We start from the raw sequence: 26854 nt of genomic DNA on the forward strand, positions 1-26854 counted from the left end.
TACTTATTCCCAACTCCCTATTCCCTACTCCCAGTCTGCACAGATAATTTCCAAAATCACACCAAATGACTATACTAGCGATCGCCCTGTGCCGAATTCTACCTGTTAGCAGTTAACATAAAACAGCTGTTGAACTGAGTCTACTGGGGCAGAATAGAAAGCATGTCCATTGAACCTAACTCACCCAAACCCCAAACCCCAGAACCCTTACCCGAAGAGGAGCCAAATGATTTCGATCATGGCTTGATGGATAATCATGTAAATCCAGAAGCACTGACGGCACAACAAGCTTTAGCGGCGATTTCATCTTTGCAATCATCGCAAAATAATGCCGTTATGCAGCAAGCCCGTTCTCAGGTATTGCAACGCTCTATTCCGCAATTTACAGTTAAACCCAGGGCATTAATAGTAACAGTAGCAGCGATCGCTATGACTTTGCTGGGAGTGATCATCAATAACTGGATAATCGGAATTTTGGGAACCTTGGCGACTTTGGTATTATCTCTAGCGATGCTCTTGCCTTGGTTGCAATATGTCTTCAAAGAATGGTTTACACCAGAAGACAGAACCTTGTTTGTGGGTTTTTTAGGATTAATCGCCGCATTGGTAGGCTTGATCAAATTTTCTGGTACAGGCGATCGCTTACTGATGTTTGGGCGAAAAATCAACTGGGAAGCTTCGGGAACATTAGCCGAATGGTTTGGGGCGTTGGGGCAAATTTTAATCGCCATCATTGCTGTTTATGTAGCGTGGCGACAGTATGTAATTTCCAAAGACCTGACCATTCAACAAAATTTGCTGACAGTTCAACAAAATATCATTACTCAACAACAGACAATTGATTCTTATTTCCAGGGCGTTTCTGACTTGGTGTTAGATGAAGAAGGCTTACTAGAAGACTGGCCCCAAGAAAGAGCGATCGCCGAAGGTCGCACAGCCGCCATTTTTAGTAGTGTTGATGGTAGCGGTAAAGCCAAAATTCTCCGCTTTTTATCCCGTTCTAAATTGCTCACACCCTTAAAACGCGATCGGCGCTTAGGTCGAGCCATTCTCAATGGTATGGGTGGTTATGAAGAAGACCGCCTAGAAGGTGTGCGTGTAATTGACTTAGGTGTAATGTTAGCCGCCGCCGACCTTTCAGCAACAGATTTACGCTGGACTGACTTGAGTGAAGCGAATTTAGTTCGTGTTAACCTGAGTGATTGCGACTTGGTAAAAGCCAATCTTTCGCGCACCATTTTGTATAATGCCAATCTCAGAGGCGCAGACCTCAATGGAGTGCGCTTATTTTATGGCTCCTTAGAAAAAGCCTCACCCCGTAGCCGCACAGAACCACCCAACTACGAAACGGGTGAACATACAGGTGCGGTCATTGAAAATGCCGATTTCACCAACGTCCAAAGAATGTCTGAAACTAACCGTTACTACTGCTGTGCTTGGGGTGGAGAAGCAACTAGAGCCACCATTCCCGGCGGTTGTGAAGGTATTCCCAACTTGTTGGGGAGATAGTTATGGAAGAAGGCAGGGGGCAGGAGGCAGGGCTAACAGGTGTAGGTGTTCAAAACCCTTGCACTCTCAAACTCTCCAACTCTTATACTCGTTTCGGGTAGTTTAGAGTATTTTGGGTGTAACTTTAGCGTACAACAGTACTATTAATTATATGTACACCAAAACATCTACAGGTAAAGAACCCAAGGGAAGTGTCTCTAGTACATTTTGGTTTATTCGAGAAGTAATGCAATATGCACCAGATTGTGTGATTGTATTGCCAGAATAATGTGCGATCGCTCATCAAAGAAAAACTCAAAACCCTTTGTCAGCATTATGATTTAAACATTGATTCCTGAGATAAATTTACCAAGGTAAACGCCCGGAATAATTATTTCCTCGGCGTTCTCTTTCTATATCCAAACGCTGTTTCAGCATCTTGTATATTTCGCGTGCAAGAGTATCTAAGTTTTTCGATTCATCTTCTGAAGTAGAATCTTCGTTAGTTAATGAATTGCTATCATCTTGTTGAACAGAATCCTCTGAATTAAATGTTTCATAACTGGCTTGGATAAATTGCATAGAATTTTCCTTGTTTGGAAAATCATTACCTACACTTCTAATTTGTTTTACAGCTTTTGGCTTATTGTAAGATTGGTTATTTTCTCTGAGCGTTTGTATAATAGTTTGTGGACTAATACTATTAACTTGAATTTCATCAAATAATTCAGCAATATTTGACCATGAATTTGGTATATCTTGTGCTGGTTTTTTTTGAATGTTGTAAGTAGGATTCGGAGATTGAGAAAGAGTCTGAGTAACTTTTGGTGAATTTGTTTTATCTTTGATTAGAGACGATGTAGATTTCGATACTTGAGAAAGTTGAGAAAAAATCGAGATATTTTTTAAAGCTTTAGGTAATTGAGGAATTTCTGTTTTATTTAAGCTATGCTCTGCTGATTTCGATGTAATTTTTAGATTATCATGGGTTAAATTACTATCTATTTTTAGCTGAATAATTTCTGAGTCTGTACTAGTATTTGCAGGTGTAATCTGTTCTTGATTTGATGCAGTTAGTAAGTGTTCAATTTCCTCTACAACTGATTGAGTAGAGTCCGAATTATCACTATCTGTTTTTGGTTGAATAATTAGTGATTCTTTAGCAATATGAGAAGGTGCGATCGCTTTTTCACTTAACCCAGTTCGTGAGTCGCCAATTTCTACTATCTCCGATTGAGGATAGACAGAATTATTATTATCTATTTTTGCTTGAATAATGTTTGATTCTGTAGCAGTGTTGGAAGGTGCGATCGCTTTTTCACTTAACCCAGTTCGTGAGTCGTCAGTTTCTACCATCTCTGGTTGAGGATAGACAGAATTATTATTATCTATTTTTGCTTGAATAATGTTTGATTCTGTAGCAGTGTTAGAAGGTGCGATCGCTTGTTTATTTAACTCAGTTTGCGAATGTTCAGTTTCTACCATCTCTGGTTGAGGAGAAACAGAATTATCACTATCTAATTTTGGGTGAATAACTGGTGATTCTGTACCCGTAATGGAAGGTGCGATCGCTGTTTGATTTGATTCAGTTCTTGAGGGGTCAATTTCTACTATCTCTGGTTGAGAAGAGACAGAATTATCACTACCTGTTTTTGGTTGAATAATTAGTGATGCTGTAGCAGTATGAGAAGGTGCGATCGCTTTTCCTTTTAACACAGTTTGTGAATGTTCAATTTCTCCCATCTCTGGTTGAGGATAAACAAAATGATCACTATCTAATTTTGGTTGAATAACTGGTGATTCTGTACCAGTGTTGGAAGGCGCGATCGCTTGTTTATTTAACTCAGTTTGCGAATGTTCAGTTTCTACTATCTCTGGTTGAGTAGAGACAGAATCATCACTATCTACTTTTGGTTGAATAATTGGTGATTGTCTACCAGTGTTAGAAGGTGCGATCGCTTTTTCATTTAACGTAGTTCGTGAGTCTTCAGTTTTTACCATCTCTGGTTGAGGAGAAACAGAATTATCACTATCTAATTTTGGGTGAATAACTGGTGATTCTGTACCCGTAATGGAAGGTGCGATCGCTGTTTGATTTGATTCAGTTCTTGAGGGGTCAATTTCTACTATCTCTGGTTGAGAAGAGACAGAATTATCACTACCTGTTTTTGGTTGAATAATTAGTGATGCTGTAGCAGTATGAGAAGGTGCGATCGCTTTTTCGTTTAACTCAGTTCGTGAATGGTCAATTTCTAAAATCTCTGCTTGATGATATGCAGAATTATGACTATCTAATTTTGGTTGAATAACTGGTGATTCTGTAGCTACCTGAGTTTGTGAGTAGTCAGGTTCTACTATTTCTGGTTGAGGAGAAGCAGAATTATCACCGCCTGTTTTTAGTTGAATAACTGATGATTTTGTAGCAGTATTAGAGGGTGCGATTGGTTTTTCATTTAACGTAGTTCGTGAGTCTTCAGTTTCTACTATCTCTGGTTGATTAGTAGCAGAATTATCACTATCTAATTTTGCTTGAATAATCTCTGATTCTGTACCAGTGTTAGAAGGTGCGATCGCTTGTTGCTTTAACTCAGTTCGTGAATGATCAGTTTCTAAAATCTCTGGCTGAGGAGAGACAGAATTATTACTATCTAGTTTTGGCTGAATAATCTCTGATTGTGTATCAATATTAGATGGTGCGATCGCCTTATCATTTGACACAGTTAGTGAGTAGTCATTTTCAACTATTCCTGGTTGAGGAGAGACAGAATTATTACTATCCAGTTTTGGTTGAATAATGTCTGGTTTTATAACAGGATTAGAAGGTGCGATCGCTTGTTGTTTTAACTCAGTTTGTGAGTCGTCAAGTTCTAATATCTCTGGTTGAGGAGAAGCAGAATTATTACTATCTATTTTTGCTTGAATAATTGGTGATTCTGTAACAGGATTAGAAGGTGCGATCGCTTTTTCACTTGACGTAGTTCGTGAGTCGCCAATTTCTACTATATCTGGTTGAAAAGAAGCAGAACTATTACTATCTATTTTTGCTTGAATAATGTTTGATTCTGTAGCAGTATTGGAAGGTGCGATCGCTTTTTCACTTGACGTAGTTCGTGAGTCGTCAGTTTCTACTATCTCTGGTTGAGAAGAAGCAGAATTATTACTATCTATTTTTGGTTGAATAATATCTGATTCTGTAGCAGTATTGGAAGGTGCGATCGCTTTTTCATTTACCTCAGTTCGTGAGTGGTCATTTTCTACTATCTCTGACGGAAGAGAAACCGAATCATGACTATCTATTTTTGGTTGAATAATATCTGATTCTGTACCAGTATTAGAAGGTGCGATCGCTTGTTTATTTGACTCAGTTTGTGAGTAGTCAGATTCTACTATCTCTGGTTGGAGAGAAGTAAAATCATGACTATCTAATTTCGCTTGAATAATTGGTGATTCTGTACCTGTAATGGAAGGTGCGATCGCTTGTTTATTTAACTTAGTTCGTGAGTCTTCAGTTTCTACCATCTCTGGTTGAGGAGAAACAGAATTATCACTATCTAATTTTGGGTGAATAACTGGTGATTCTGTAGCAGTATTGGAAGGTGCGATCGCTGTTTGATTTGATTCAGTTCTTGAGTCTTCAGTTTTTACTATCTCTGGTTGAGAAGAGACAGAATTATCACTACCTGTTTTTGGTTGAATAATTGGTGATTCTGTAGCAGTATTGGAAGGTGCGATCGCTGTTTGATTTGATTCAGTTCTTGAGTCTTCAGTTTTTACTATCTCTGGTTGAGAAGAGACAGAATTATCACTACCTGTTTTTGGTTGAATAATTGGTGATTCTGTAACAGGATTAGAAGGTGCGATCGCTTTTTCACTTGACGTAGTTCGTGAGTCGCCAATTTCTACTATATCTGGTTGAAAAGAAGCAGAACTATTACTATCTATTTTTGCTTGAATAATGTTTGATTCTGTAGCAGTATTGGAAGGTGCGATCGCTGTTTGATTTGATTCAGTTCTTGAGTCTTCAGTTTTTACTATCTCTGGTTGAGAAGAGACAGAATTATCACTATCTAATTTTGCTTGAATGATATCTGATTCTGTACCCGTAATGGAAGGTGCGATCGCTTTTTCACTTAACTCAGTTTGTGAATATTCCATTTCTACTATCTCTGCTTCAAGAGAGACAGAGTTACTACTATCTGCTTGCGTTTGAATAGTTAGTGATGTGTGTTGTCTTGGTTGCGATGGATTGGGTAGAGTCTCATTTTTTTGATTTGTAACAGAATTATTAGTCTTGATTTGTGGTTGAATTAATTTTGAGTCTTTATTGTCAGAAGTGGATGATATTATATGTGATTGTTGAGGTGTGTTTGATAATTTATTTATTTCGCTAATATCATTATTTTCTATTTCTGGGTTGCTATAATTAGTATTTGGTGTGGTTATATCTATATTTGCGATCGCTTCACTTGGAGATAATCTGATATCACTGTCCTGATTCTTTAATATATCTCCACTTAAACTAGAACTATTTCCTGCTGATTTTTGTTGAATGTTGGGTGAATTTGAACTGTTTTTTGTGACTTTGTTTCCTTCAGAATGACTTGGTGTATTGAAATGCTGTGATTTAGATTCAGAAAAAAAAGGTGAATCTTGAAAGGAATTTTCAATGATGTTGAAATCTGTGATGACTGGATTAAAAAATATAGAAGAATCAAAGTTTGATAGTGATTTTGCTCCTAATGGTGATAAAAACTTAGGACTGATAAATTTACTTCCTAAAGGTTGATGAGGTAATAAAGGGTGCTTTATACCTAGATTTAGGTCTGGTTCTGAAGGTTCTGAACTAAAACCCATTGTCAGATTTTCTGTCATATACTTTTAATTACTAGCAAATGAACCTGAACTATCGCGTCCTGATAAAATTGATGCACCGCCAGACCTTGTTTTATCAACTTTTAAGCCTTCATAAGTTAAAGTTAATTCTTCAATAGCAACTGTGCTAGAATCGGCGCTTAAACCTGGTGCTTTCCATGAGATAGGTACAGCACCAATTAAAGTCCAACATTGCATGGTTTCACCAGCTTGATTAAACACTAAAATATTGACGTTACGCCGTTCTATTGCGCCACTTAAAATTTTATTCATCCAATTCCAAAAAGTTAAGTCATTTGTAATTCCCCGTTTGAGAGTAACATCAGAAAAATCTGCGGGACTTAACAAGACTCGTTGTTGATTATTCACACCACCTTCAGCAAATTTTTCAGTTTTGATATTTACACCTAAGCCTTGGCATTCTGTAAAACAGGCGGTAATATTACTTTCAATCTCGACATAAAATCTATTAGCGGTAACATAGTTTAATTCTCGGCTAGTATTAGCCATAACTCACTCCTATCTAATTTTTAAGTCTTTCTTTTTGCTGCTGTAAATCTTCCTTCATCAGTTCATAAACTTTATCTGTCAATTTCCATAACAATTGACGATCGCACATTACCTTACCTGCTAACTTGGCAAGTTTTTTTTGCTGATTACTGTCATCGGTCATAGCTAAACAATTGGAGAAATAGATTTATATATATCAGCCAATTTGTTACATCGACAATTAGCCAATAGTCTACTTTTAATGCTTTATTGACGACTTAGCGGTACTAAACCAGTTTTCTCTAATATTTGCTGTACTTCTGCGGTTCTTAGCATTTCCGCAAATTTTTGACCGATGGGAGGACGGCTGTTATCCCCCGGATACAATACAACTAATGGATAGCTGAGGGGATAGCTACCTGTTTTAAATACTTGGATGTTAGGCTGATAACTGCCTTTATCATCACATAAGTCAGTGTTGGGATCTATTGGCTTTCCATTATCTTGTACTAAAGTTTGAACTGCGGCTTTATCTTTGTCTGCTATAGCTAAAGGATAAACAGAACACTGACCAAATACTTGACTGAGTGGAGAAAAACCAATACTACCAATAGGAATTTTATTTTTTTCAAAGTCATTTAGTACTTGTCGTAGCATCTCTAACGTTGATAAAGAAGTAAAAAATGTGTTTGATTCTTGCTGTTCTTTTAAATAACGGAAAGTTGCGATCGCTTCTTCATTCCTGAGTACTCGCTGTTCAAAAATTCTGATAGTTTCCGCGTCTTTTGGTATGTAAAGATTAACTGGTAATTTAGGTAAATTGAAGCCTTTTAATTGTTGCCAATTAGTAATTTTACCTGTGTATAAATCTTGTAATTGCTGAATACTAATCTGACCATTCAAAGCTCGTGGTAGACTTTTATCACGCTTGGAGTAGCTAAAAGCCACAAATACTACTAAACCATCATAAGCAAATTCTTGATGTTTTAGTTCTGGAGTCAATGGTTCTAGCATATTAGCGATCGCAAAATCTTTCTGCTTATCTTTGACGCTGGCGATCACTTGTTTTATACTATCCTCTGGTTGATAGTTTAACTGTAATTTTGGTTGACTTGCTTTTAACTTTTCTTCCAGTGTTTGATTTTGCAAAATTAAATTGCTTTGTCGCCTGATAAAACTCCAAGTGCTGTCTTTTTCACCAGTATAGTTAAATTTACCCCCAGGTACACCAGTCACACTTTTTAAACAGCAAACTACAGGTTCTTCCATCGCAGTTTCTGGAGATTTCCATCGCTGGACTAGCCATACTATCAATCCACATAACAATAATCCCCCCAAAATACTTACTAGTAATATCGACGGACGATAAAGTTTGGCTTTAGGGGTTTCTGGTTGTTCTGCAATTATTAATATTTCCCTTGGTAAAACCTGATAAACTCGTAATAATGCTTCTCTCGCTTCTTCCGCATTATTAAAGGGTTTATCCAATCCTAAAAGCCGGAATAAAAAAGCTTTAAACTCAAGAGTAACCCCTTGCCAATATTGTTCTTTTTTGGGGTCAATATTTGCTGCTAAAATATTACCTTGTAATAAATAAAAAGCTACATAGCCTAAATCAACTAAGTCTTTAGCTACAGTCGAAATCACTGGCTTACTAGTTGATAAATTAAATAAATTTTCCCATAATGTTAAATCTGTTAAATGAATAAAAAATTCTGCGGTATCTGCCATAATTAGCAGACTATCTAAATTAATATTACCGTGAGCGATTCCCTGTTGTATTTGTCCAGTCGGTAGACTAAATTTTTGACCGTGGAGAAATTGCAGAGTTTGTAATACTTGGTCAAGCACACGATACACTTCCCTCTCAGACATTGGTTTATTAGTAGCTTTTAAGTATGTCCTGAGAGTAGGATAAGCATCGATATTGCCATTAGTAACAAGATAGCAGCGTTCAGCAATTGGGTCAGAAATTGCATCCCAAGGAAAATTTAACCGGATATCTTGAATTCTTCCATCAGCTAAACTCAAACCAGCCAAGCGTTCAAAGGCTTGTTTTCTATCTCTGGTTTCTTCAGCGTTAAAAGCCAGTTGAGGTAATAAATATTCTTTAATAATTGCTGGCTGTTGGTCTGTTAGCTGTATCCCCTGATATAAACGCCCTATACCGCGATTTCCGATATACTTATCTATGCGATACCGCCCTTTATATCCCCGAAATTCAGTTTTAGCAGGGATAATCGCCGGAAAACCACAATTTTGACAAATTTTAGCCGTCGGGTTTTGTTCTACTGTTTTTTCTGGCCATTCACAGCCTAAAGTATTTCCCCTCCAGCAGCGATATTTGCGGTAGATGATATCCACGCCTATAGCCGTTGGTGGTTGCAAAGTTACAGGAGTTAAAATCGGTTCCAGTTCTACAACTGGTGGGTTTTTTGATTTTGGGAAAAACCTCTGCGGTAATTTGGCTTTGATTTGTTCATAAACCACGACGGAAACCCTTAGCGATCGCTCTTATCTGCCGCATCCTATACTGAATTTTTGCCCAAAGCCATTAGACTTTCCGCTAAGAAATAGGGAGTGGGGAAGAAAGATTTTATTATTTTATTTCTTCAAAACAGCTACTTATAGCAGTAGCCAAGTTGCTTGGGACATCGATAAATAATCAAACTGAGACACCACAAAACTTTTAAACCTGTCACCTGTCCCCTACTATTAGCTTCTTCCTGTAATGATAAAACCTGCCCAATAATAAGGATGATTATAAGGCTTTCTCTCAGGAACTATTTTGCTAATTCTATATAAATGGGTAGCTAAATAAGTTCTAATTCTTAACTCATCTGGATGCAGAGTTTTAATTAAATTTTCATACCAAATAGCCAATTCGCCGGCGGTGACTTCTTGCAACCATGTAGTTGCTTCTGTTAAAGCCGTGGCTGGTGATTTGTTGACTTGTAGGCGGCGATAAAATTCGATAATTAATAATGCACTCGCCGATGATTCCACATTCCACAAAGTGCTGATAACTTGCGGAACACCACCGCACAGAAAACCATTCACCAAAGAGACATATTCAGTAGTAATATTTTGGTTAAGATGACTTGCAAATTTACACGCCGATAGGAATACTAAATTGTAACTAGTGAGGTTTTTTTGGCAGATTTCTGCAAGTGTCAGTTTATCTTCTCCTGCTAATTGGAATGCTGATTTACTCTGGTCGATGAAATTGTTGATAACTTGCCCTGTAAAATGCAAGATATTGTAATCATCAGCTAAGGCTTTCTCGACAGTAGTTTTAGTAGCGGCTTCTGCTTGAATGCGTTGGGGCTGTTCAAACATCTGGGTAATAACTTCTGATTCCAACTTGGCAAATTTTGGTGGTGCATAATTTGTCTGTGCTGGAGATTCAATACTGAGTAATATCTGTTCTTGCCAGTTCTCTATATTTCTGGGTTGTAAGTTTAACCCTACTTGAATACTAGGCAAATAATTTGTAATAAATTTTGCTGGAAGATTGAGCATTTCTGCGTCAGAATTAGGCAGATTAAACAACAGGTGTAAAGGCAATCTGGCTAAGTCGCGGTGAGGAATTAAAATGAGGTTAGTAATCCCTTCTAGTTCTTGAGTAATTGTGGAAATTTCCAGAATTTTTTGCAGATTTAACAGCCTTTGTTCCATCTGCGATCGCCAAACATGATTGCCTTTAGTTTGGGGGTCTTGGGCTTGTTCACAATAATCTTGATAAGTTCTATGCCAATCTTCTAACCAATGTTCAAAAGCAATCAATCTTTGCGTTGCTTCTGGTAATGGTAACTCTTGTAAAGGCTTATTATTTGCTGATGAAATATTACCTCGTGCTTGTACCGGAATAAACACCAAAATTGGCGAAGGAGCGCCATCTTTAATAATAAACGTGTGCAGTGCTGCTGGGCTAATATGCCAGTAAATAATTGCCGTATTGGGATTCAGTAACTCTTGAACTGAGTTATAATTCAGGAAATAAATTTCATTTTGCCAGCCAAACAATAGCCATTGCAAACAAGCATTTTTAATTTGTTCTGCTAATTCCCAAGCTTCTACTAAATCACCCGATTCTACTAAAAAGTCAACGCCTAATTGCCCAATTCCCGCAAATTTTAGCGCCAACTGTTTTTTACTTTCATCAGAACGTGCAGCATCACTCAACAATACTTGCAATAAATTAGCCGCCCGTTGTTGTAATTCTTGGGCTTGGGTAATTTGTCCTAAACCTAACAGAACTTTGACTAAAGATTGCAGTATTTCTAAATGTAATTGGGGAAATCCTTCCCAACTGAGAGTTAATAAGGCTTGGTTGTATTCAAATACAGATTTGCGCCAATGTTGACGAGATGTCGGTTGTTTTTTACCTTGCTCATAATGGGTATTGCCAATCGCCAAATGTAATCTACCCCAACCTTCTGGGTGAGTGTCTGGGCGAATGTGTTTCAGCCCTTGTTCATAGCTGGCGAGTTTACCTATATAACCGCCTTGTCTTAAAGCTGGGTAATTGATGGCGACGCTAGTTAATAAATTGAAGACATGACTTTCTGGTACATGACCGATTGCTGTTCCTCGTCCAATCCAAGCTTCCCAATAATCAAGTTTAATTTGTAGTGCGTTGTCGTAGGCAACGATCGCCTCAGTATAGCGTTCTAAATAAAACAAAGCGACTGCTTGATTATACCAAGCTAAATGAAAGTCGGGTTTAATAGCGATCGCTTTTTCGTAGGAGGCAATCGCTTCTTCCCGCCTACCTAAGTTATCCAGTGCCACACCCCGGTTATACCAAGCCAAATAAAAATCAGATTGGGCTGCTAAGGCTTTATCCCAAGAAGCGATCGCCTCTGACCACTGTCTCAAATTAAACAGCACCACACCCCGGTCAATCCAAACTTCGTAATAGTCGGGTTGCAGTTCTAAAGCTTGATTATAAGAAGCGATCGCATCTTCATATTGTTCGTTAACCGCTAAAGCAATGCCTCGGTAATACCAGGTTTCCGGGTCTTGGGGTTGCAATTCTAAAGCTTGATCGTAACTGGTAATGGCCTCCCAAACTTGCCCCAACTTCAACAACGCCAAAGCCTGACTCGCCCAAGCTTCGGGGTAATTGGGGTGAATTGCAATCGCCTGACCAAAAGATGCGATCGCTTCGGCAAATAATCCCAATTCTCCCAGCGTACCGCCACGATTGTACCAAGCTTTGTAATGGTCTGGTTTCAGGTCAATTGCTGTGTCATAAGCCGCCACTGCTTCGGCAAATCGTTCTAAATGGAACAAAGTCAAGCCACGATTAAACCAATATTCAGGGGATTCCGGTTGTAATTCTATAGCGCGGTCATAAGATGCGATCGCACCTGCCAAATCCCCTGTTTTGGCTTGTTGCAAACCTTGATAAAACCAAGCTTGGGCTTGAATTGCCGTATTAGCTGGATTCGGCGTAGTTGGGGGAGACGGACTAGATTGTGTTGTCAGATTAATTGCCAATTGCTGTACTAAATGGGCGCTTTGATCCAACCTGCCCAACAATTCATCTAAAGTGTAGGCAACAGTGGGATCTAAATTTGCCAGATATTGATCCCAAGCATTTTCAGCAACACCTGTTCGCGCCAGTCTGGCTAGTTCATCTGGATATTCTAGTGACAATTCACCCAAATTACCAATCACATCTTCCGCCGCCGGAGGCAAAAAAGCCACTGTTGCTGATGGTGCAAATTCTTCTGCGGTGTCTTCTCTGGTAGCTGTTGTTCTTTCTGCTTCCCCAGTATATGTATTCACGTTTTCTGTAGTCTGGGGTGGTGGATTATCTACCAATTCTGCGGCGGTGTCTCCCCAAAGACTAGCAGCTAAATTATCTAGTGCCGTTTCTGGTGCATACTCCCAAGTGGGAATATCTGTGTTTTCCGTGGCGTATTCTAGAGGCGGTGGACTATCTGTCAATTCGGCTGTGGGATCACCCCAAAGACTGGTAGCTAAATCATCGGTGCTAGTTTCCTCTGCTGTGGTGGTAAATGCTTCCCCAGAATATTCCCAAATCGGGATATCTGTATTTTGAGCGGGTTCTGCTTGGGGTATGGTACTAACTACAAATTCTTCCCCTGTATACTCCCAAATAATTTCTGCGACATTCTCTGTAGAAACTTCCGAGGATGATGTCATATCTGGAACCTGATTAACTGCATTTTCTGGAGGTTGTGCAGTTGCTGGAGGTGGTAATTCCTCATACTCCCATAACGACTCGCCCAAATTCCGCAGTAAATTTTGTCCAGGAGTATTTGTTGTTTCATTTGTTGTTGAGACAACAGGTTGTTCCTCAGAATCATCGTCCCAATCATCGGTATGGCGCGTCATGAGACGAATACCAATGTCATAGGAAAGTTCACCAACTTTGCCGATATTCAGTTCCCCTAGTTGGATCATCTGCGAGGCTAACTGCTGATTAGGCGGCGCTGGGGAGATTAACAATCGTTCACCATAAATGAGTAACCAATCTATCCAACGTTCGGTACTAATTCGGTCTTCCATTCGCTGGAGATATTTGATTGCCCATTGTTGTCCCCGTCCTTGATACACCCCTTCTAGCAGTTGGGTAAACAGAAGTTCCAAATCAGCATTAGTTAATTCAGGAAGTGGTTCTACCATTTCCTGTTCGCTAACAGTTTTTAAAGTCTGTTTACTACTAGTGGGCTGGTTTGAATGTGTTTTAAGCCACTGCCATAGCTGCGTGAGCATCTGCACATACTCTGAAGGTTTTGTTTATCCTAGATTGTAGCGATCGTTATGTCAAAAAACGCTAGATTTGCGTGAAACCCACTGCCATTAACGGGTTTATCGGGTAGATGTTTATCAAAAATATACAAAACTTTGTTAGTTGTTATAGCAGGAGGCAGAAGGCAGGAGGCAGGAGGCAGGAGTCAGAAGGTAGTCCCGATGAAACTTGTTTCATTGCCAAGTCTGAAAGTGGGACTAAGATTTTTACTCAGCACTCAGCACTTTCGCGCTAGGAGGTAACAGTATTACTATTGCTAGTTTTTAAGCTCTCAATCTAAAATCACAAATCCAAAATCCTATTAAGTTGTCGCTTCATCAGATGGTGCGTTACTGGGCATATAGTATTGATGCACCAATTCTTTGATAATTACTTCTGCATCATCCGACTCAATTCCTAATTGTTGGGAAATCTGCTGACGTAGGTTTTCATCTTCCTGCATCATGCTAAACAACTGCTCTAAGGTGACAGTTTGGTAATCTGCTTCTGAGGCAGAGTCATCAGTTGTTTCTGTTTGTAATATTTGGTCATCCTCTGATGGGGAATTGTTACTGAAAGCATCTGGCCCATCATATTCCCAGATGGTTTCGCCAGAATTGCGTGTCAATAATTGCATCCCAATTTCATAGGCTTCATCGCCCAGTTCACCTACGCCCAAATCGCCTAATTGTACTAGCCGCGCTGCTAACTCATTATTTGGTGTCGGTGCAGCCAGTAATCTTTCCCCAAAACGGTGTAACCACTCTAGCCAACGTTCTGTGGAAACCCGATGCTCAATATTATGCAGCCACTTGATCGCCCAAGCTTGTCCCCGTGCCTGATGTACGCCTTCTAGCAGTTCGGTGAAGAGAAATTCTAAGTCTGTATCACTCAGAGGCGGTGCTGGCTCTTGAGAGACATTTACATCGGCTGTTTTCGGCGTTGATTTGCCGCCAAATAAGCTCTGAAAAAGGTTTTTGAGCCATCGAATTAACCGCTTGAGCATTTGTCCCACCATAAATTGTATTGTCTACCCTAAGATTGTAGCGATCGCTCTCGAAGATGGCGGTAGTGCAGTTAAGAAAATGTACAATCTTGGTCACTAGTACAACAAGGCAAAAGTAAAAAGCGCAAAGTAGGCGGTGTCGGTTTCCGTCCCGCCTAACTTTGTAAGAAGGCAAAAGTAAAAAGAAATAATACTTATCAAGTCAGCTTTTTAGCTATTTCTAATGGTCTGCTTATTTACGCCGACCTGTACTAGTCATTTGTTATTAGCCAATGACAAATGACTAATGACTGTTTAGTTCAAATGTACTATAATTATGGAAAACAGACACCCTGCGTTTAAAATATGTGAGCGCCAATTTGGGCGTTTATGTAAAAATCGATTCTGAAAATGAATTGACATTTTCCTTCCATGCCTTACGAACCCCTGCACCACAAGTATCGCCCAAAGAGTTTTGCTGAACTGGTGGGGCAAGAGGCGATCGCTACCACCTTAATTAATGCTATCCGTACAACTAAAATTGCCCCGGCTTATTTGTTCACCGGGCCAAGAGGTACGGGTAAAACATCTAGCGCCAGGATTCTCGCCAAATCCCTCAACTGTCTTCAAAGTGACAAACCCACCGCCGAACCTTGTGGGGTATGCGATGTCTGTCAGGGAATCACCAAAGGCTACTCGTTAGACGTAATAGAAATTGATGCCGCTAGTAACACTGGTGTCGATAATATCCGCGAACTCATCGAAAAAGCACAATTCGCCCCAGTGCAGTGTCGGTATAAAGTGTACGTGGTCGATGAATGTCACATGCTCAGTACTCAGGCGTTCAATGCGTTACTAAAAACACTGGAGGAACCACCTAAACACGTAGTTTTTGTTCTGGCAACCACTGACCCACAAAGAGTTTTACCCACAATTATTTCTCGTTGTCAGAGGTTCGATTTTAGACGCATTCAACTAGAGGCGATGGTGAAGCATTTAAATGCGATCGCCTGGAAGGAAAGCATTGATATTTCGGAAGCAGCAGTCACCTTAGTAGCGCAAATTTCCCAAGGTGGGTTACGGGATGCAGAAAGTTTACTTGACCAATTAGCCTTATTATCGGGGCAAGTCACACCGGAAAGAGTCTGGGATTTAGTCGGTTCTGTGAGTGAACGGGACTTGTTAGTCTTATTGAATGCGATCGCTCAAGATAACCCAGAAACAATCTTAGACTGTAGCCGCCACATTCTCGACCGAGGACGAGAACCACTCACTATTCTGCAAAATCTTGCCAACCTCTACCGCGACTTACTCATTGCTAAAACAGCCCCCAATCGCCAAGACTTAATAGCTTGTACTCCACAAACTTGGGCAGCCTTAGTTGAGTTAGCCCAAAATTTACACATCAGTACAATCTTGGCAGGACAACAACACCTGCGAACCGCAGAAATTCAAATTAAAAATACTACCCAGCCGCGTTTGTGGTTAGAGGTAACATTACTCGGATTGTTACCCAGCGCCAGTATTACACCAGCAGCTACAGTTGTTGTCCCAAAAGTCAATATCCCAGCACCACAAAATCATCATCACCCATCACCGCCACCTTCAAACCCGCAACCCGTCTCACCACCGCCTCACACTGCACCTTTAAATCAGCCACCTGTACAACCAGTTACCACAGAAGTCATACCTGCAAACCCGCAAACCGTCTCACCGCTTCCGCCTGAACCAGTTACCGCAGAAATCACACCAGAAACTGCACAACCAGACTTAACCCAAATTTGGCAGCAAGTACTGAGTAATATTCAGTTACTTCCCCGTCGGGCATTATTAGGGCAAATGTGCCATCTGATTGAGTTTGATGGTAATAGTGCGCGTGTAGGTGTTAAACCTGCATGGTACGACAAAGTTAAATCTGACCTCACCATGATTGCTGGGGCTTTTCAGCAGACTGTGAATCGCAACGTTGAAGTCAGCCTAGAAAAAGCCACAGCCGCAACTGCTTCTCCCCCAAAAAAAGAACCATCAACCAATAATTCTAATGGGGTTCACAAACCTTCTCTGCCCCAAAAAAACAACCATCATCCAGCACCAACGCCCCAAGCATTTACACCGCCACCACAACCAGCACCACAACCAGTCACACCGCCACCTGTAATACCAGAATATCCCACAAATGGTAATGGTACTGCTAACATCCAACCTCCCCCACAACCCACAGAAAATTCATCAGAAGAATGGGAGGAAGTCACAAGAGCCGCCCAACATTTAGCACAATTTTTCGACGGGCAGATTGTCCGTTTTGCTGATGATGGTTCCGATTTATCTGGTTCTATCACTCCGTCGGATTGGGTGGAGGAAGTGGAGGTTGATGATTAAAAGGCAAAAGTTAAAAGGCAAAAGTTAAAAGTAAAAAGGTAAAAGTAAAAAATAAAAAATAAAAAGGCAAAAGAATGTATTTCTTTTGCCCTTTGCCTTTTTATTTTTGCCTTTCTATTCTCCACTGCCAGAATGTACTGTCTTTACCCATTTCAGGCGCTTTGGCCTAAAGGACATCCGGGCGGTGGTACTACTCATCACTACCAACCAGTGCAGCATATATAATGTGCCGCGCAGGGTTTGTAGTAGTAACACCGGATAAGTCGCAACGGTGAATTTCTGCTCTTGACGTATCCGCCTTAGTCCGGCAAACATTCCCAACACGGACATAGACACAGACAAGGTGGTGACTGGGCCTAGCAGTGGTAAGCGATGCTTGGCAATTGCCATTAATAAGTCTGGGATGGCAGCCGTTGGCAAGATGTACATGGTGATCATAAACATGAGCATATCCCAGGTTTTGCGGGTTCCCATGCGATTTTTCAGAATCAGATCCCAGTAATCTAAATAACGCTGATAGCCACCTTCTGCCCAACGGTTGCGCTGATGCCAAAGCGCGATCGCGTTTGTCACACCTTCTTCCTGCACGGCTGGGGAGAAGACACACTCAATATCCCAGTTATCCAAATGCAAGCGCAAGGTCATATCCAAGTCGTCGGTGATGGTTTCCTCATTCCATCCACCACAACTATCTAGGGCGGTGCGGCGGACAAATTGACCGTTACCCCGCAATTCGCCAATCCCACCCAAAGCAATGCGCTGCTGTTGGAACCAAGTGTCCAGTGCCATTTCTGCCATCTGTCCCTTAGTCCAAAAGTTTTCTTTGGCATTGGCGATCGCTTTTCGCACCTGCACCGCACCAACTTTTTCTCTTTGAAACAAAGGTACTATCTGGAGTAGCAAGTCTGATGGCACTTGAGCATCAGCATCAAACACAGCAACAATTTCGCCTTTTGTCTGCGGCAAAACTTGATTTAATGCTCCCGACTTACCGCCACTAGCTTGGGCGGAACGCCTCAGTACTTTGAGTTTTTTGTATTCCTTCGCCAGTTCTGCTAGGATTTGCGGTGTTTTGTCGGTACTGTTATCGTCAATTATCCAGACTTCGTATTGTCCATCTGGATATTCCAGATTGCACAAATTCTTGACTAACTTCCCAATCACCGCTTCCTCATTTTTGGCAGCTACCAACAAAGATACAGAAGGTAATTCACCCTGCATTTCTTTTTGATAGCGGCGAGGTTTAGCGAATATCACCACGAAGGCATGAATACCCAGGATTGTCGTCAACCCCAGAATAAAAATGTAAGCCCAAGAAGCTAAGTGTAGAGCGATCGTACCACTCCAAACTATTGACAACACCAGAGCGGCTTTACGTCTACGTCCTTGAAACCGGGATGGTTGAGACAAACGATTTGTCCCTACCAATGAATCTTCTGTAGCCGATAGGTCAGCCAACAGAGAATCTAACGGGTCAAGCTCTTTGTATGAATCGTTTTCAGGCCAGGAGTTCGCTGGCATAGGTTACTTAATGCGATACCAGTATTTTTCTACACCCATAAATAAGCTGGGAATTCTGTAACGTCAAACTTTGACTTTGCCATCTAGCTTTACTTGCTGTATCAAAATTACGTTGCTTTTTCAGGGCAACGGTAAATTCAACAAAGTAATTACAAGATAGACACAGCTTTGGGTTGTGAGACATTGCAATCAGCGTCTTAAGACCTAATGTTAGGTTTTTTCGCCGCTACTGCCCCAGCTTGGATAAAAGCTAATGCAGCCTTATTGTAACCGAAATTTTAATATTTCTTAGTACTAACTTTGCTGGCACTATCACAAACTCAAAACTAAAAAGACAAAATACAAAGAATTACTTATTGATTATTGCCATTAATTAACATTTTTTGCGGAATATTTTGAGGCTGTTCCTGAGAGTTTTGCTTCTGTAGTGTGTATTACAACAATTTTTTTGGGAATACTATTGACAACGACTAATATCCCCAGTTTCACCTAACTTGAGGAATATTCAACAATGTCTATTGAGCAACTCCAGCCCGCAACTCAGCAGCAAGCAAGCGTTTACTTGCCTTATATTCAGGGTACAAAGCGAAATTTCTTGCCCTACGCCATCAGTCTCTATCAAAAAGGTCTTTTGGAGGGACACCGCAAAATAGAAGCCAGTGAAAATATTCCCTTTGTTGCTTCTTGGAATGTGGCCACCCTACCTTCAGACTTAACGCGCTGCCGAATGCAGTTTGATGGTAATGCTGAACTCAGTTATGAAGTGATGATGGCCAGCTTTGAGTTTATTAGTTTTTTAATTGAATTAATGGAAAACTATAAACGTTATCGTGTCCCAGACTTTTCGCAATCATTCTACAGAAAGTTGCTGCGTATTGATGAATAAATCAATTCCCTGAAAGTCTAGGGTATAGGATTACAAGGGAAAACTATTTCCCTTTAACCTAGCCCAGACAGTTATGCTTACGAGTATTGAGACATAGTTTAGTGGATATATTTGGCATCCAGCCCATAACATTTTAAGCATTATTTTAAATACCAAGTAGTTAGTAACTTTACAGCATCAATACTGTAGATAAAAGCTATTTTTTTCACCAAAAAAATGTTCTCACTCAAAAACTATGCTCGCTAAGAGCGTAAGTCTTTTGCTGGAACAAACTAAAATTAGTAAACACCTAGCTGGGTTCTACTTCCTTTTGAAATTAGGAGTGCATGTGTGCCGAAATCTGCTAAACATCTGCTGATTGGCTCAACCGAAACTTATAGCGGAAAATCTGCAACAGTTTTGGGTTTGTCTTATCAGCTACAGCAAAAAGGACTGGATATTGCTTACGGCAAACCACTGGGAACTTGTTTGACAACCTCTGGTGGTACTTTAATTGAAGAAGATGTCCAGTTTATTGCTTCTAGCCTGAATCTAGCAGCTAACCGCATTGCGCCTACCATGCTGGCTTTAGATGCAGTCAGTGTCCAAAAACGTTTAAGCGGCGAAGATAACAACAATTATCGCCAGTCGTTGATTCAGGAATATTTACAAGTTACTCGCGGCGATTTAGTCTTACTGGAGGGGCCAGGCAATTTAACAGAAGGACATTTATTTGATTTATCAACGCTACAAGTTGCAGAAGTGTTAGACGCTGCGGTTTTGTTGGTTAATCGTTACAATTCGCTACTTTCTCTAGATGCGGTATTGGCAGCAAAAGAGCGTGTGGGCGATCGCTTGGTGGGTGTTGTCCTCAATGATATTCCTCCCAAAGAATTGGAAATGGTCGAAAATCTCGTGCGTCCATTTTTGGAACAGCAAGGAATTGCCGTATTAGGAACACTGCCGAAAAATGATTTACTGCGGAGTGTTAGAGTCGGGGAACTAGTCAACCAGTTAAATGCTGAAGTTCTCTGCCGTAGCGATCGCTTAGATTTGATGGTAGAAAGTCTGGCCATTGGGGCGATGAATGTCAATGCAGCTGTCAAGTATTTCCGTAAACGGCGTAACATGGCAGTGGTAACAGGAGGCGATCGGGTAGAAATTCAACAAGCTGCTCTAGAAACCTCAACTCAATGCCTAATTCTCACAGGACAATTACCACCGCCGCAATTTATTCTCAGCCGTGCTGAAGAACTGGAAATTCCCATTTTGTCTGTTGACTTAGACACCTTGACCACCGTAGAAATTGTTGACCGGACTTTTGGTCAAGTACGTGTCCATGAACCAATTAAAGTGCAGTGCATCCGCCAATTGATGAATGAGCATTTTGACATTGAGCGTTTATTACTGAAACTGGGCTTAAGTACAGCAGCAGCCTTATCTTAGCCATACACCAAGCATCTTTGAGATTGACCCTCTGAATTTTAGATTTTAAATTTTGGATTTTGGATTGCTGGGTTAAATCTAAAATCCAAAATCTAAAATTGGCTTGGTCAAGTAATTTTGGATTTTAGATTTGCAATTTTGGATTGACCCCGACCACAAGGGTGCGGTGCTTGGGGATTTTGGATTAACGATTTTAGATTTTTCCACCCACTAGGGGTGGGGCTTGTACCCTAAAGAATCCAAAATCCAAAATCCAAAATCTAAAATTGGCTTGGTCAAGGTTCACAAAAGCCTGATTTTGACCATTGACTGTTAACTATTGACTCACTTAGCCAGTTACTTAGTTAAATAATTCAAAAATTGTAGCAATGTCTAACTTCAGCTGGCTGTCTACCTACACTCTGTTTGGTAAAATATCTAGGTCGTTCAATTCTAATTAATTTTATCTTTGAGCCAGTCAATAGACCTAATTAACCTCGATACATTAGCGCAAGAACTGGCGACAATCCAGCAAACAGGTTCTAAGCGAATTGCTTTGCTGGGTTCTCGTCATGTGCCGATTACCCATCAAAATCTGATTGAAATGATGACATACGCTTTGGTGTTATCAGGCAATCGGATTATTACCTCTGGGGCGACGGGAACAAATTCAGCTGCCATCAAGGGCGCAATGCGGGCTGATCCCAATTTGCTGACTGTAATTCTGCCGCAAAGCTTGGAACGTCAGCCTTACGAATCTCGGCAACAGTTAGAACAGGTAATGCACCTGGTAGAAAATCCCAGTAACGATAACCTGACTCTAGCTGAAGCTAGTTACATCTGTAACAAAGAGATTGTCTCTCGTTGTCAGCAGTTAATTTGTTTTGCTTTTCATGACAGTCGCACTCTGCTACAAACTTGTGGAGATGCTGAAGAACAAAGAAAAGTAGTAACTTTGTTTTACTTTGATTAGTCATTTATCCGTTGTCATTTGTCCTTTGTCATTTGCAATTCACTCATGACCAATGACCAATGACCAATGACTAATAATTATGGACTAGTAACTAATGACTATTTTTTTGTACTGTATTGCCGCAGCTGCTGTATTAATTTATCTGCCGTTTTTGCTGGTGGCGTATGCCCGGTTGAGTGTGGGATATGATATATCCGCACCCCGCGCGATGTTTGATAAATTGCCACCTTATGCTCAACGAGCGACTTGGGCGCATCAAAATTCTTTTGAAACATTCATGATTTTTGCTGTCGCCGCATTGATGGCTTATGTCACTAATGTCAATTCTAGTGTGGCTGTAGTTGCGGCGATCGCTTTTGTCGTGACGCGGTTGTTATACTCTATCTTTTATATTTTGAATGTACCGCTTTTGCGATCGCTGATGTTTGCTATTGGTTCTTTGAGTTCTGCAACTCTCTTCTTCTTTAGCATCCTGCAAGCAAATACTTAAAATTAGGGAAGAGGAGAGATAATACCAATTACCAATAAACTCATCCACAATCCCAAAGTTAACATTTTTTATGGCTTCAACTTACTCCTTTGACATTGTGAGCGATTTTGATCGGCAAGAATTAGTGAACGCTGTTGATCAAGTTGTGCGAGACGTTAACAGTAGATACGACCTCAAAGATACTAAAACTACAGTTGAGTTGGGTGAAACAACTATTACTGTTAATACCGACAGTGAGTTTACTTTAGATTCTGTACACAACATTCTCCGCGAAAAAGCTGCCAAACGTAGTCTCTCTCAAAAGATTTTTGAATTTGGCAAAGTTGAATCTGCAAGTGGTAATCGTGTACGTCAAGAAATCACCCTCAAAAAAGGCATCAGCCAGGAAATTGCCAAACAAATTTCTAAATTGATTCGTGATGAATTTAAAAAGGTGCAAGCTTCAATTCAAGGTGATGCTGTGCGGGTTGCTGCTAAATCAAAAGATGATTTGCAAATTGTTATTCAACGGTTAAAACAAGAAGACTACCCAGTTGCATTACAATTTACAAACTATCGTTAGGAAATGCTTAAATCTAGTACAACAAGGCAAAAGTAAAAAGGTGAGCCATTGCGGTGGACGGGTTTCCCGGCATAAAGCAAATGGTGAACCCGAAGGGCAAAAGGAAAAAGAAAGAATAACGATACCACAAGCCTTTTAGCAATTTCTTATAGTCTGTTTATTTACGCCGACCTGTACTAGTTAAAATTTTTCCAAGAAACTGCCAGCGAGTTTTTGTTCGTTGGCAGTTATTTTTATTTTCAACACAAAATATGTAGAGTGAAACCTATTGCTCTATATCCCAAAATAATTTGGTACATCTTCATAGAGAATAGTTATAAGTATAGTTATTGTTCGAGATTAGTCAAATGCGTGATCCACAGAAGAATACAATTAAAATTGACCCAGCAACTGTTGTTTTAATTGTGTCGATATTAATACTTTTACCTCTTGTACTCACTGGGTTGTTTTGGCAGTAAGAGGATAATAGAAAGATTGATCCTTGCTAAATAACTGTTTTGAAGCTATTTACGTGGAAATCACTGGTGTGGATGGTATGGAGTAGAACTATCACGGGAGTACTACCTAGTACAACAAGGCAAAAGTAAAAAGAAATAATAAAGAATAGAATTCGTGGCTTTGAAGAAGAAGTAAGAATCAATGAGTGGCGGAAAATCCCCGCCACTAGCATAGAATTAAGTTCTGAATTCTGGTTCCTGACTCCTGAATTCTATCTTGATAAATTAAGGTTCTGTAGCAGTTGGCTGCGGCGTAAACTGAATTCTGGGATCTGGCATGAAATTGTATCGGAGGTATAATCCACCCCAAACAAACAACACAATTAATAAAGCACCAATACCCAAAGGACTGGGAAGCCAAAATACTACTTCTATATGATTGAGTTCACCGGGTTGGAGTCGCCATAGCAGTTGATTACCTTGTTTTTCTGGTTCGACAGCATTTTCGGTGAGTTGAATATTTTTTGCACCCCAGGGAGTGTTTAAGCTAAATTCTAAATTGAGAATTGCACCTGGATCAGCAATGACGTTACCTTTACTGGCAATTAACGCCAGCGATCGCAAGTCTAAATCATAAATTAACCGATTCCGCACTAACAATAAAAAATTATTCTGGAATAGCAGTAAATTAGATTCTATTTTCGGTAATTCCGCATCAGCTTCACTATTTGTAGCCGCTACTTTTTGATTGTTATGGGAATTAAAAAAGTCATTAAACTTAGTTTGTAATTCTTGACCATTACTAAAGGGGATAGTAACTATTAGTTCTTCTTGCGAAATACGCCGGACTTTGCCTTCTAGTTTACGAGTCCGATTTTCTATACTATCTAACCAGGCATATACATAATCACCACTAAAACTAGTAAGTTGTTCACCTAACTTAATATGCTGCACTAATTCGCCGCTATTGGAGTGATGAAAATTCACGCCAACATCATACTTTACACACCCAGATAACAGCAGGGATGTAAACACTACTATCCACAAAATAGTTTTTCTTGGGGAAAAGATGCGGTTAATGTTGTGTCTGACTTGTATCGTTAACCAGCCCAATGGTTGAGTTAACCACATCAATATTTTTCCCAACTTAGAAAAATTCATCACTGTATTTCTCCTGAAAAAATCGATTAAGGGTGCAGTGTAAAGGATGAAATCGCAAATTATTCCTTTATTTTTACCCTTTTTCATCCTTTATCCTTATTAATATGATTTAGTCAAATAACTTAACTAATCTTGACTTTTTCTGACTATTTTAAAAAGCCAACCAAGTTAAGTATGAGAGAATTAATCCAATAGCAGCGATCGCCACCCAAATAAAGCGATTATCTTTGGTATTAACTTGGCTGAGATCAACAAATTCCTGTTCAGCAGGTTTTTTCTTGACGGAAGATTTGGGGGTATTAGTCGCCACCCGCATTTTCGATTCATTATCTGATAATGTACCCAAATCGGGAATCTCCGTCATCCATTCGCTGGGTCGTTTCAGCTTTGGTGCTTGTAAAATGTAGAGCAATCGCCGAGCTTGTTTATTCGTTTCGGAATAGGGATGGCGTTGTAGTTGTTTGCAAAGTGCGATCGCTTCTTCATTTCTGCCGGCTGCTTCATAAGCTGTTACTAGCCACAGTTGAGCTTCTCCCCCTAAGCGAGAATTCCGCGCTAACAAGGCGCTGGCCTTTTCCAGATTTTCAATCGCTTCCCGATACTGCCCATTTTCAAAGGCAATTCTTCCAGCTTGGTAACGCTTTCTGGCAATTTCTAAACTTTGTTCACTCACGTTTTGCATATTAAATCAGCACTGCTTTAATTTTGCCAACGCCAGTAATCTTTTTGTAATCTTTTCAAAACCTGGCAATCTTCAAGTAAATAAGCTTTTACAATTCTAACTAGAAGTCATCTGTAAAAACCCTTAATTATGCAATGCAGGTGAGCAAAATATGGTAGATATCAAGCTTTCTCAACTGAATTGGTTAGGAGCCGGAATCACTTTGGTATTGATGAGTACCGTAATTACTCCAGCTTCAGCCCAACAAGTGATTGTGATTGATCGCAGCAATCCTTTTAGCGTCAGTCAGCCGCCTGCTGTTGGTTCTTTTATTTATGGTAGTCCGATTCCCACGCCTATGCCCGTAGATCCCACAACAGGGCTTTTACCTAGCCGCACCATCTACCCCAATTATTATCCCCAAGTCAGGTACGACAGGTTCAATAATTCCACGCTGGTGAATCCGACTTTGATTAATCCCATTATTAAAGATTCCACAATCGTGAATCCAGTGATTATCAATAATTCCTGGCAACGGACACCATTTAGAGGGCGATCGCGGGTGATTATCACTCATCCTTGGTAATGATGTTAATCCTTTGTCATTAGTCATTAGTCATTTGTTACACCAAAGAACACAGGACAAATGACAAAGGACAAATGACCAATAACTTAAGCAAAGTGAGAACCAGAAATCATTGTCCCGATCCCAACATCGGTAAAGATTTCCAGTAGCAGTGCGTGAGGTAGACGACCATCGATGATGTGTGCAGCCCTGACTCCTTGAGCGAGCGATCGCACACAACAATTAACTTTGGGGATCATCCCGCCACTGACTACACCACTAGCAATCAATTCCCTCGCTTCCCGAATATCCACTTTGGGAATCAACGTTGATGGGTCTTTATAATCTTTTAAAATCCCTCTAGTATCGGTCAGCAAAATTAACTTTTCTGCCCCCAGCGCCGCCGCAATTTCCCCCGCAATGGTATCTGCGTTAATGTTATAAGCCTGTCCCGAATCATCGGCGGCGACACTTGACACTACTGGAATATAACCATTACTCGACAGAGTTTCTAAAATTTTGATATTAACACCGCTAACTTCACCTACAAAGCCGATGCCTTCTTGACCTTGGGGACGGGCGGTAATTAAGTGACCATCTTTGCCACATAGCCCCACAGCCATACCACCGGCTTGGTTAATCAAAGCCACAATTTCTTTATTTACCCGACCAACTAACACCATTTCCACAACATCCATTGTGGCAGCGTCAGTAACTCGTAAACCATTCTTAAATTGTGGTTCAATGCCTAATTTATCTAACCAACTGTTAATTTCTGGGCCGCCACCGTGAACAAGAATGGGACGCAAACCAACACAAGATAAAAAGACAATATCGCGGATTACCTTGTCTTTGAGGGTGCTGTCTTTCATCGCCGCACCACCATATTTCACAACAACAGTACGTCCCGCGAATTGTTGAATGTAGGGTAGTGCTTCGCTGAGTACCCGCACACGGGTGGCTTCAGCTTGCCTGATATACTCAGTATCGTTGACCATCATGGTTGAGATTTTAAACCTATGCAGTCAGTGTAGAAGACTTTTTCACTGGTCACAATCTCTTGCTTGGAAGTGCTGAGTATTGAGTGCTGAGTGCTGAGTAAAAATCCTAGTATCTAGTCAAGAGTCCCTGTTTCATATTTGGTAGTGATATGTTCTCATAAGTAGCTAACTTGTAAAAATGAACTCTCAAGTTTTTTGAGCTTATACCAGTTCT

At 40.4% G+C, this 26854-nt stretch carries 18 protein-coding genes and 1 pseudogene; 9 read left to right on the plus strand and 10 right to left on the minus strand.

Annotation, left to right across the window (positions count from 1 at the left end; translation table 11 throughout):
* Positions 1-162 precede the first annotated feature (162 nt).
* Both H6G74_RS20100 and H6G74_RS20105 read left to right on the plus strand, forming a co-directional pair.
* Positions 163-1509: a pentapeptide repeat-containing protein gene (locus H6G74_RS20100; protein ID WP_190969354.1), complete on the plus strand. Its 1347-nt coding sequence runs from the start codon at positions 163-165 to the stop codon at positions 1507-1509.
* Positions 1510-1702: 193 nt separating this feature from the next.
* Positions 1703-1847 (plus strand): annotated as a pseudogene (locus tag H6G74_RS20105) (WYL domain-containing protein); the annotation flags it as partial.
* A gap of 7 nt (positions 1848-1854) precedes the next feature.
* On the opposite strand, the gene H6G74_RS20110 reads toward H6G74_RS20105, so the two are convergent.
* The 6 genes from H6G74_RS20110 to H6G74_RS20135 all read right to left on the minus strand — a co-directional run bounded on the left by H6G74_RS20110 (position 1855) and on the right by H6G74_RS20135 (position 14633).
* Entirely contained in the window at positions 1855-6360 is a 4506-nt protein-coding gene (locus H6G74_RS20110; RefSeq protein WP_190969355.1) for a hypothetical protein, read from the minus strand.
* A 6-nt stretch (positions 6361-6366) separates the two neighbouring features.
* Entirely contained in the window at positions 6367-6870 is a 504-nt protein-coding gene (locus H6G74_RS20115; RefSeq protein WP_190590165.1) for a phage tail protein, read from the minus strand.
* A 13-nt stretch (positions 6871-6883) separates the two neighbouring features.
* On the minus strand, positions 6884-7033 hold the full coding sequence (locus tag H6G74_RS20120) for a hypothetical protein (protein WP_190590166.1): 150 nt from the start codon (positions 7031-7033) through the stop codon (positions 6884-6886).
* A gap of 83 nt (positions 7034-7116) precedes the next feature.
* A complete protein-coding gene (locus H6G74_RS31760; protein WP_190969356.1) occupies positions 7117-9339 on the minus strand; it encodes a substrate-binding domain-containing protein in 2223 nt (740 codons plus the stop codon).
* A gap of 225 nt (positions 9340-9564) precedes the next feature.
* Positions 9565-13599: a CHAT domain-containing protein gene (locus H6G74_RS20130; RefSeq protein ID WP_190969357.1), complete on the minus strand. Its 4035-nt coding sequence runs from the start codon at positions 13597-13599 to the stop codon at positions 9565-9567.
* 338 nt (positions 13600-13937) lie between these two features.
* Positions 13938-14633, minus strand: a complete 696-nt coding sequence (locus H6G74_RS20135) for a hypothetical protein (protein ID WP_242051293.1) — start codon at positions 14631-14633, stop codon at positions 13938-13940.
* Positions 14634-15032: 399 nt separating this feature from the next.
* On the opposite strand from H6G74_RS20135, the gene H6G74_RS20140 reads away from it, so the two are divergent.
* Entirely contained in the window at positions 15033-16979 is a 1947-nt protein-coding gene (locus H6G74_RS20140; RefSeq protein WP_190969358.1) for a DNA polymerase III subunit gamma/tau, read from the plus strand.
* Positions 16980-17093: 114 nt separating this feature from the next.
* Here H6G74_RS20140 and H6G74_RS20145 read toward each other — a convergent pair whose 3' ends face one another.
* A complete protein-coding gene (locus H6G74_RS20145) occupies positions 17094-18500 on the minus strand; it encodes a glycosyltransferase (protein WP_190969359.1) in 1407 nt (468 codons plus the stop codon).
* Positions 18501-19011: 511 nt separating this feature from the next.
* On the opposite strand from H6G74_RS20145, the gene ebsA reads away from it, so the two are divergent.
* The 5 genes from ebsA to H6G74_RS20170 all read left to right on the plus strand — a co-directional run bounded on the left by ebsA (position 19012) and on the right by H6G74_RS20170 (position 22815).
* The gene (gene ebsA / locus H6G74_RS20150) at positions 19012-19386 is read left to right on the plus strand and encodes a type IV pilus biogenesis protein EbsA (RefSeq protein WP_190969360.1); all 375 of its coding nucleotides are present in this window, start codon (positions 19012-19014) and stop codon (positions 19384-19386) included.
* Positions 19387-19716: 330 nt separating this feature from the next.
* On the plus strand, positions 19717-20811 hold the full coding sequence (locus H6G74_RS20155; protein WP_190969361.1) for a phosphotransacetylase family protein: 1095 nt from the start codon (positions 19717-19719) through the stop codon (positions 20809-20811).
* A 448-nt stretch (positions 20812-21259) separates the two neighbouring features.
* Positions 21260-21763: a hypothetical protein gene (locus H6G74_RS20160; RefSeq protein WP_062294944.1), complete on the plus strand. Its 504-nt coding sequence runs from the start codon at positions 21260-21262 to the stop codon at positions 21761-21763.
* A gap of 94 nt (positions 21764-21857) precedes the next feature.
* Positions 21858-22253 carry an MAPEG family protein gene (locus H6G74_RS20165; protein ID WP_190969362.1) on the plus strand — a complete coding sequence of 132 codons (396 nt, stop codon included), beginning with the start codon at positions 21858-21860 and terminating at the stop codon, positions 22251-22253.
* A 70-nt stretch (positions 22254-22323) separates the two neighbouring features.
* Complete coding sequence (locus H6G74_RS20170) at positions 22324-22815, plus strand: YajQ family cyclic di-GMP-binding protein (RefSeq protein ID WP_190969363.1); 492 nt, start codon at positions 22324-22326, stop codon at positions 22813-22815.
* A 722-nt stretch (positions 22816-23537) separates the two neighbouring features.
* Here H6G74_RS20170 and H6G74_RS20175 read toward each other — a convergent pair.
* Both H6G74_RS20175 and H6G74_RS20180 read right to left on the minus strand, forming a co-directional pair.
* Positions 23538-24413 carry a DUF3153 domain-containing protein gene (locus H6G74_RS20175; protein WP_190969364.1) on the minus strand — a complete coding sequence of 292 codons (876 nt, stop codon included), beginning with the start codon at positions 24411-24413 and terminating at the stop codon, positions 23538-23540.
* Between the two features lie 151 nt (positions 24414-24564).
* Complete coding sequence (locus tag H6G74_RS20180) at positions 24565-25095, minus strand: tetratricopeptide repeat protein (RefSeq protein WP_190969365.1); 531 nt, start codon at positions 25093-25095, stop codon at positions 24565-24567.
* Positions 25096-25246: 151 nt separating this feature from the next.
* On the opposite strand from H6G74_RS20180, the gene H6G74_RS20185 reads away from it, so the two are divergent.
* The gene (locus H6G74_RS20185; RefSeq protein WP_190969366.1) at positions 25247-25660 is read left to right on the plus strand and encodes a hypothetical protein; all 414 of its coding nucleotides are present in this window, start codon (positions 25247-25249) and stop codon (positions 25658-25660) included.
* Between the two features lie 86 nt (positions 25661-25746).
* On the opposite strand, the gene argB is transcribed toward H6G74_RS20185, so the two are convergent.
* A complete protein-coding gene (gene argB / locus H6G74_RS20190) occupies positions 25747-26640 on the minus strand; it encodes an acetylglutamate kinase (RefSeq protein ID WP_190969367.1) in 894 nt (297 codons plus the stop codon).
* Positions 26641-26854: the final 214 nt, after the last annotated feature.

This window comes from Nostoc spongiaeforme FACHB-130, from assembly GCF_014698475.1.
GTDB classification, from domain to species: Bacteria; Cyanobacteriota; Cyanobacteriia; order Cyanobacteriales; family Nostocaceae; genus Nostoc_B; species Nostoc_B spongiaeforme.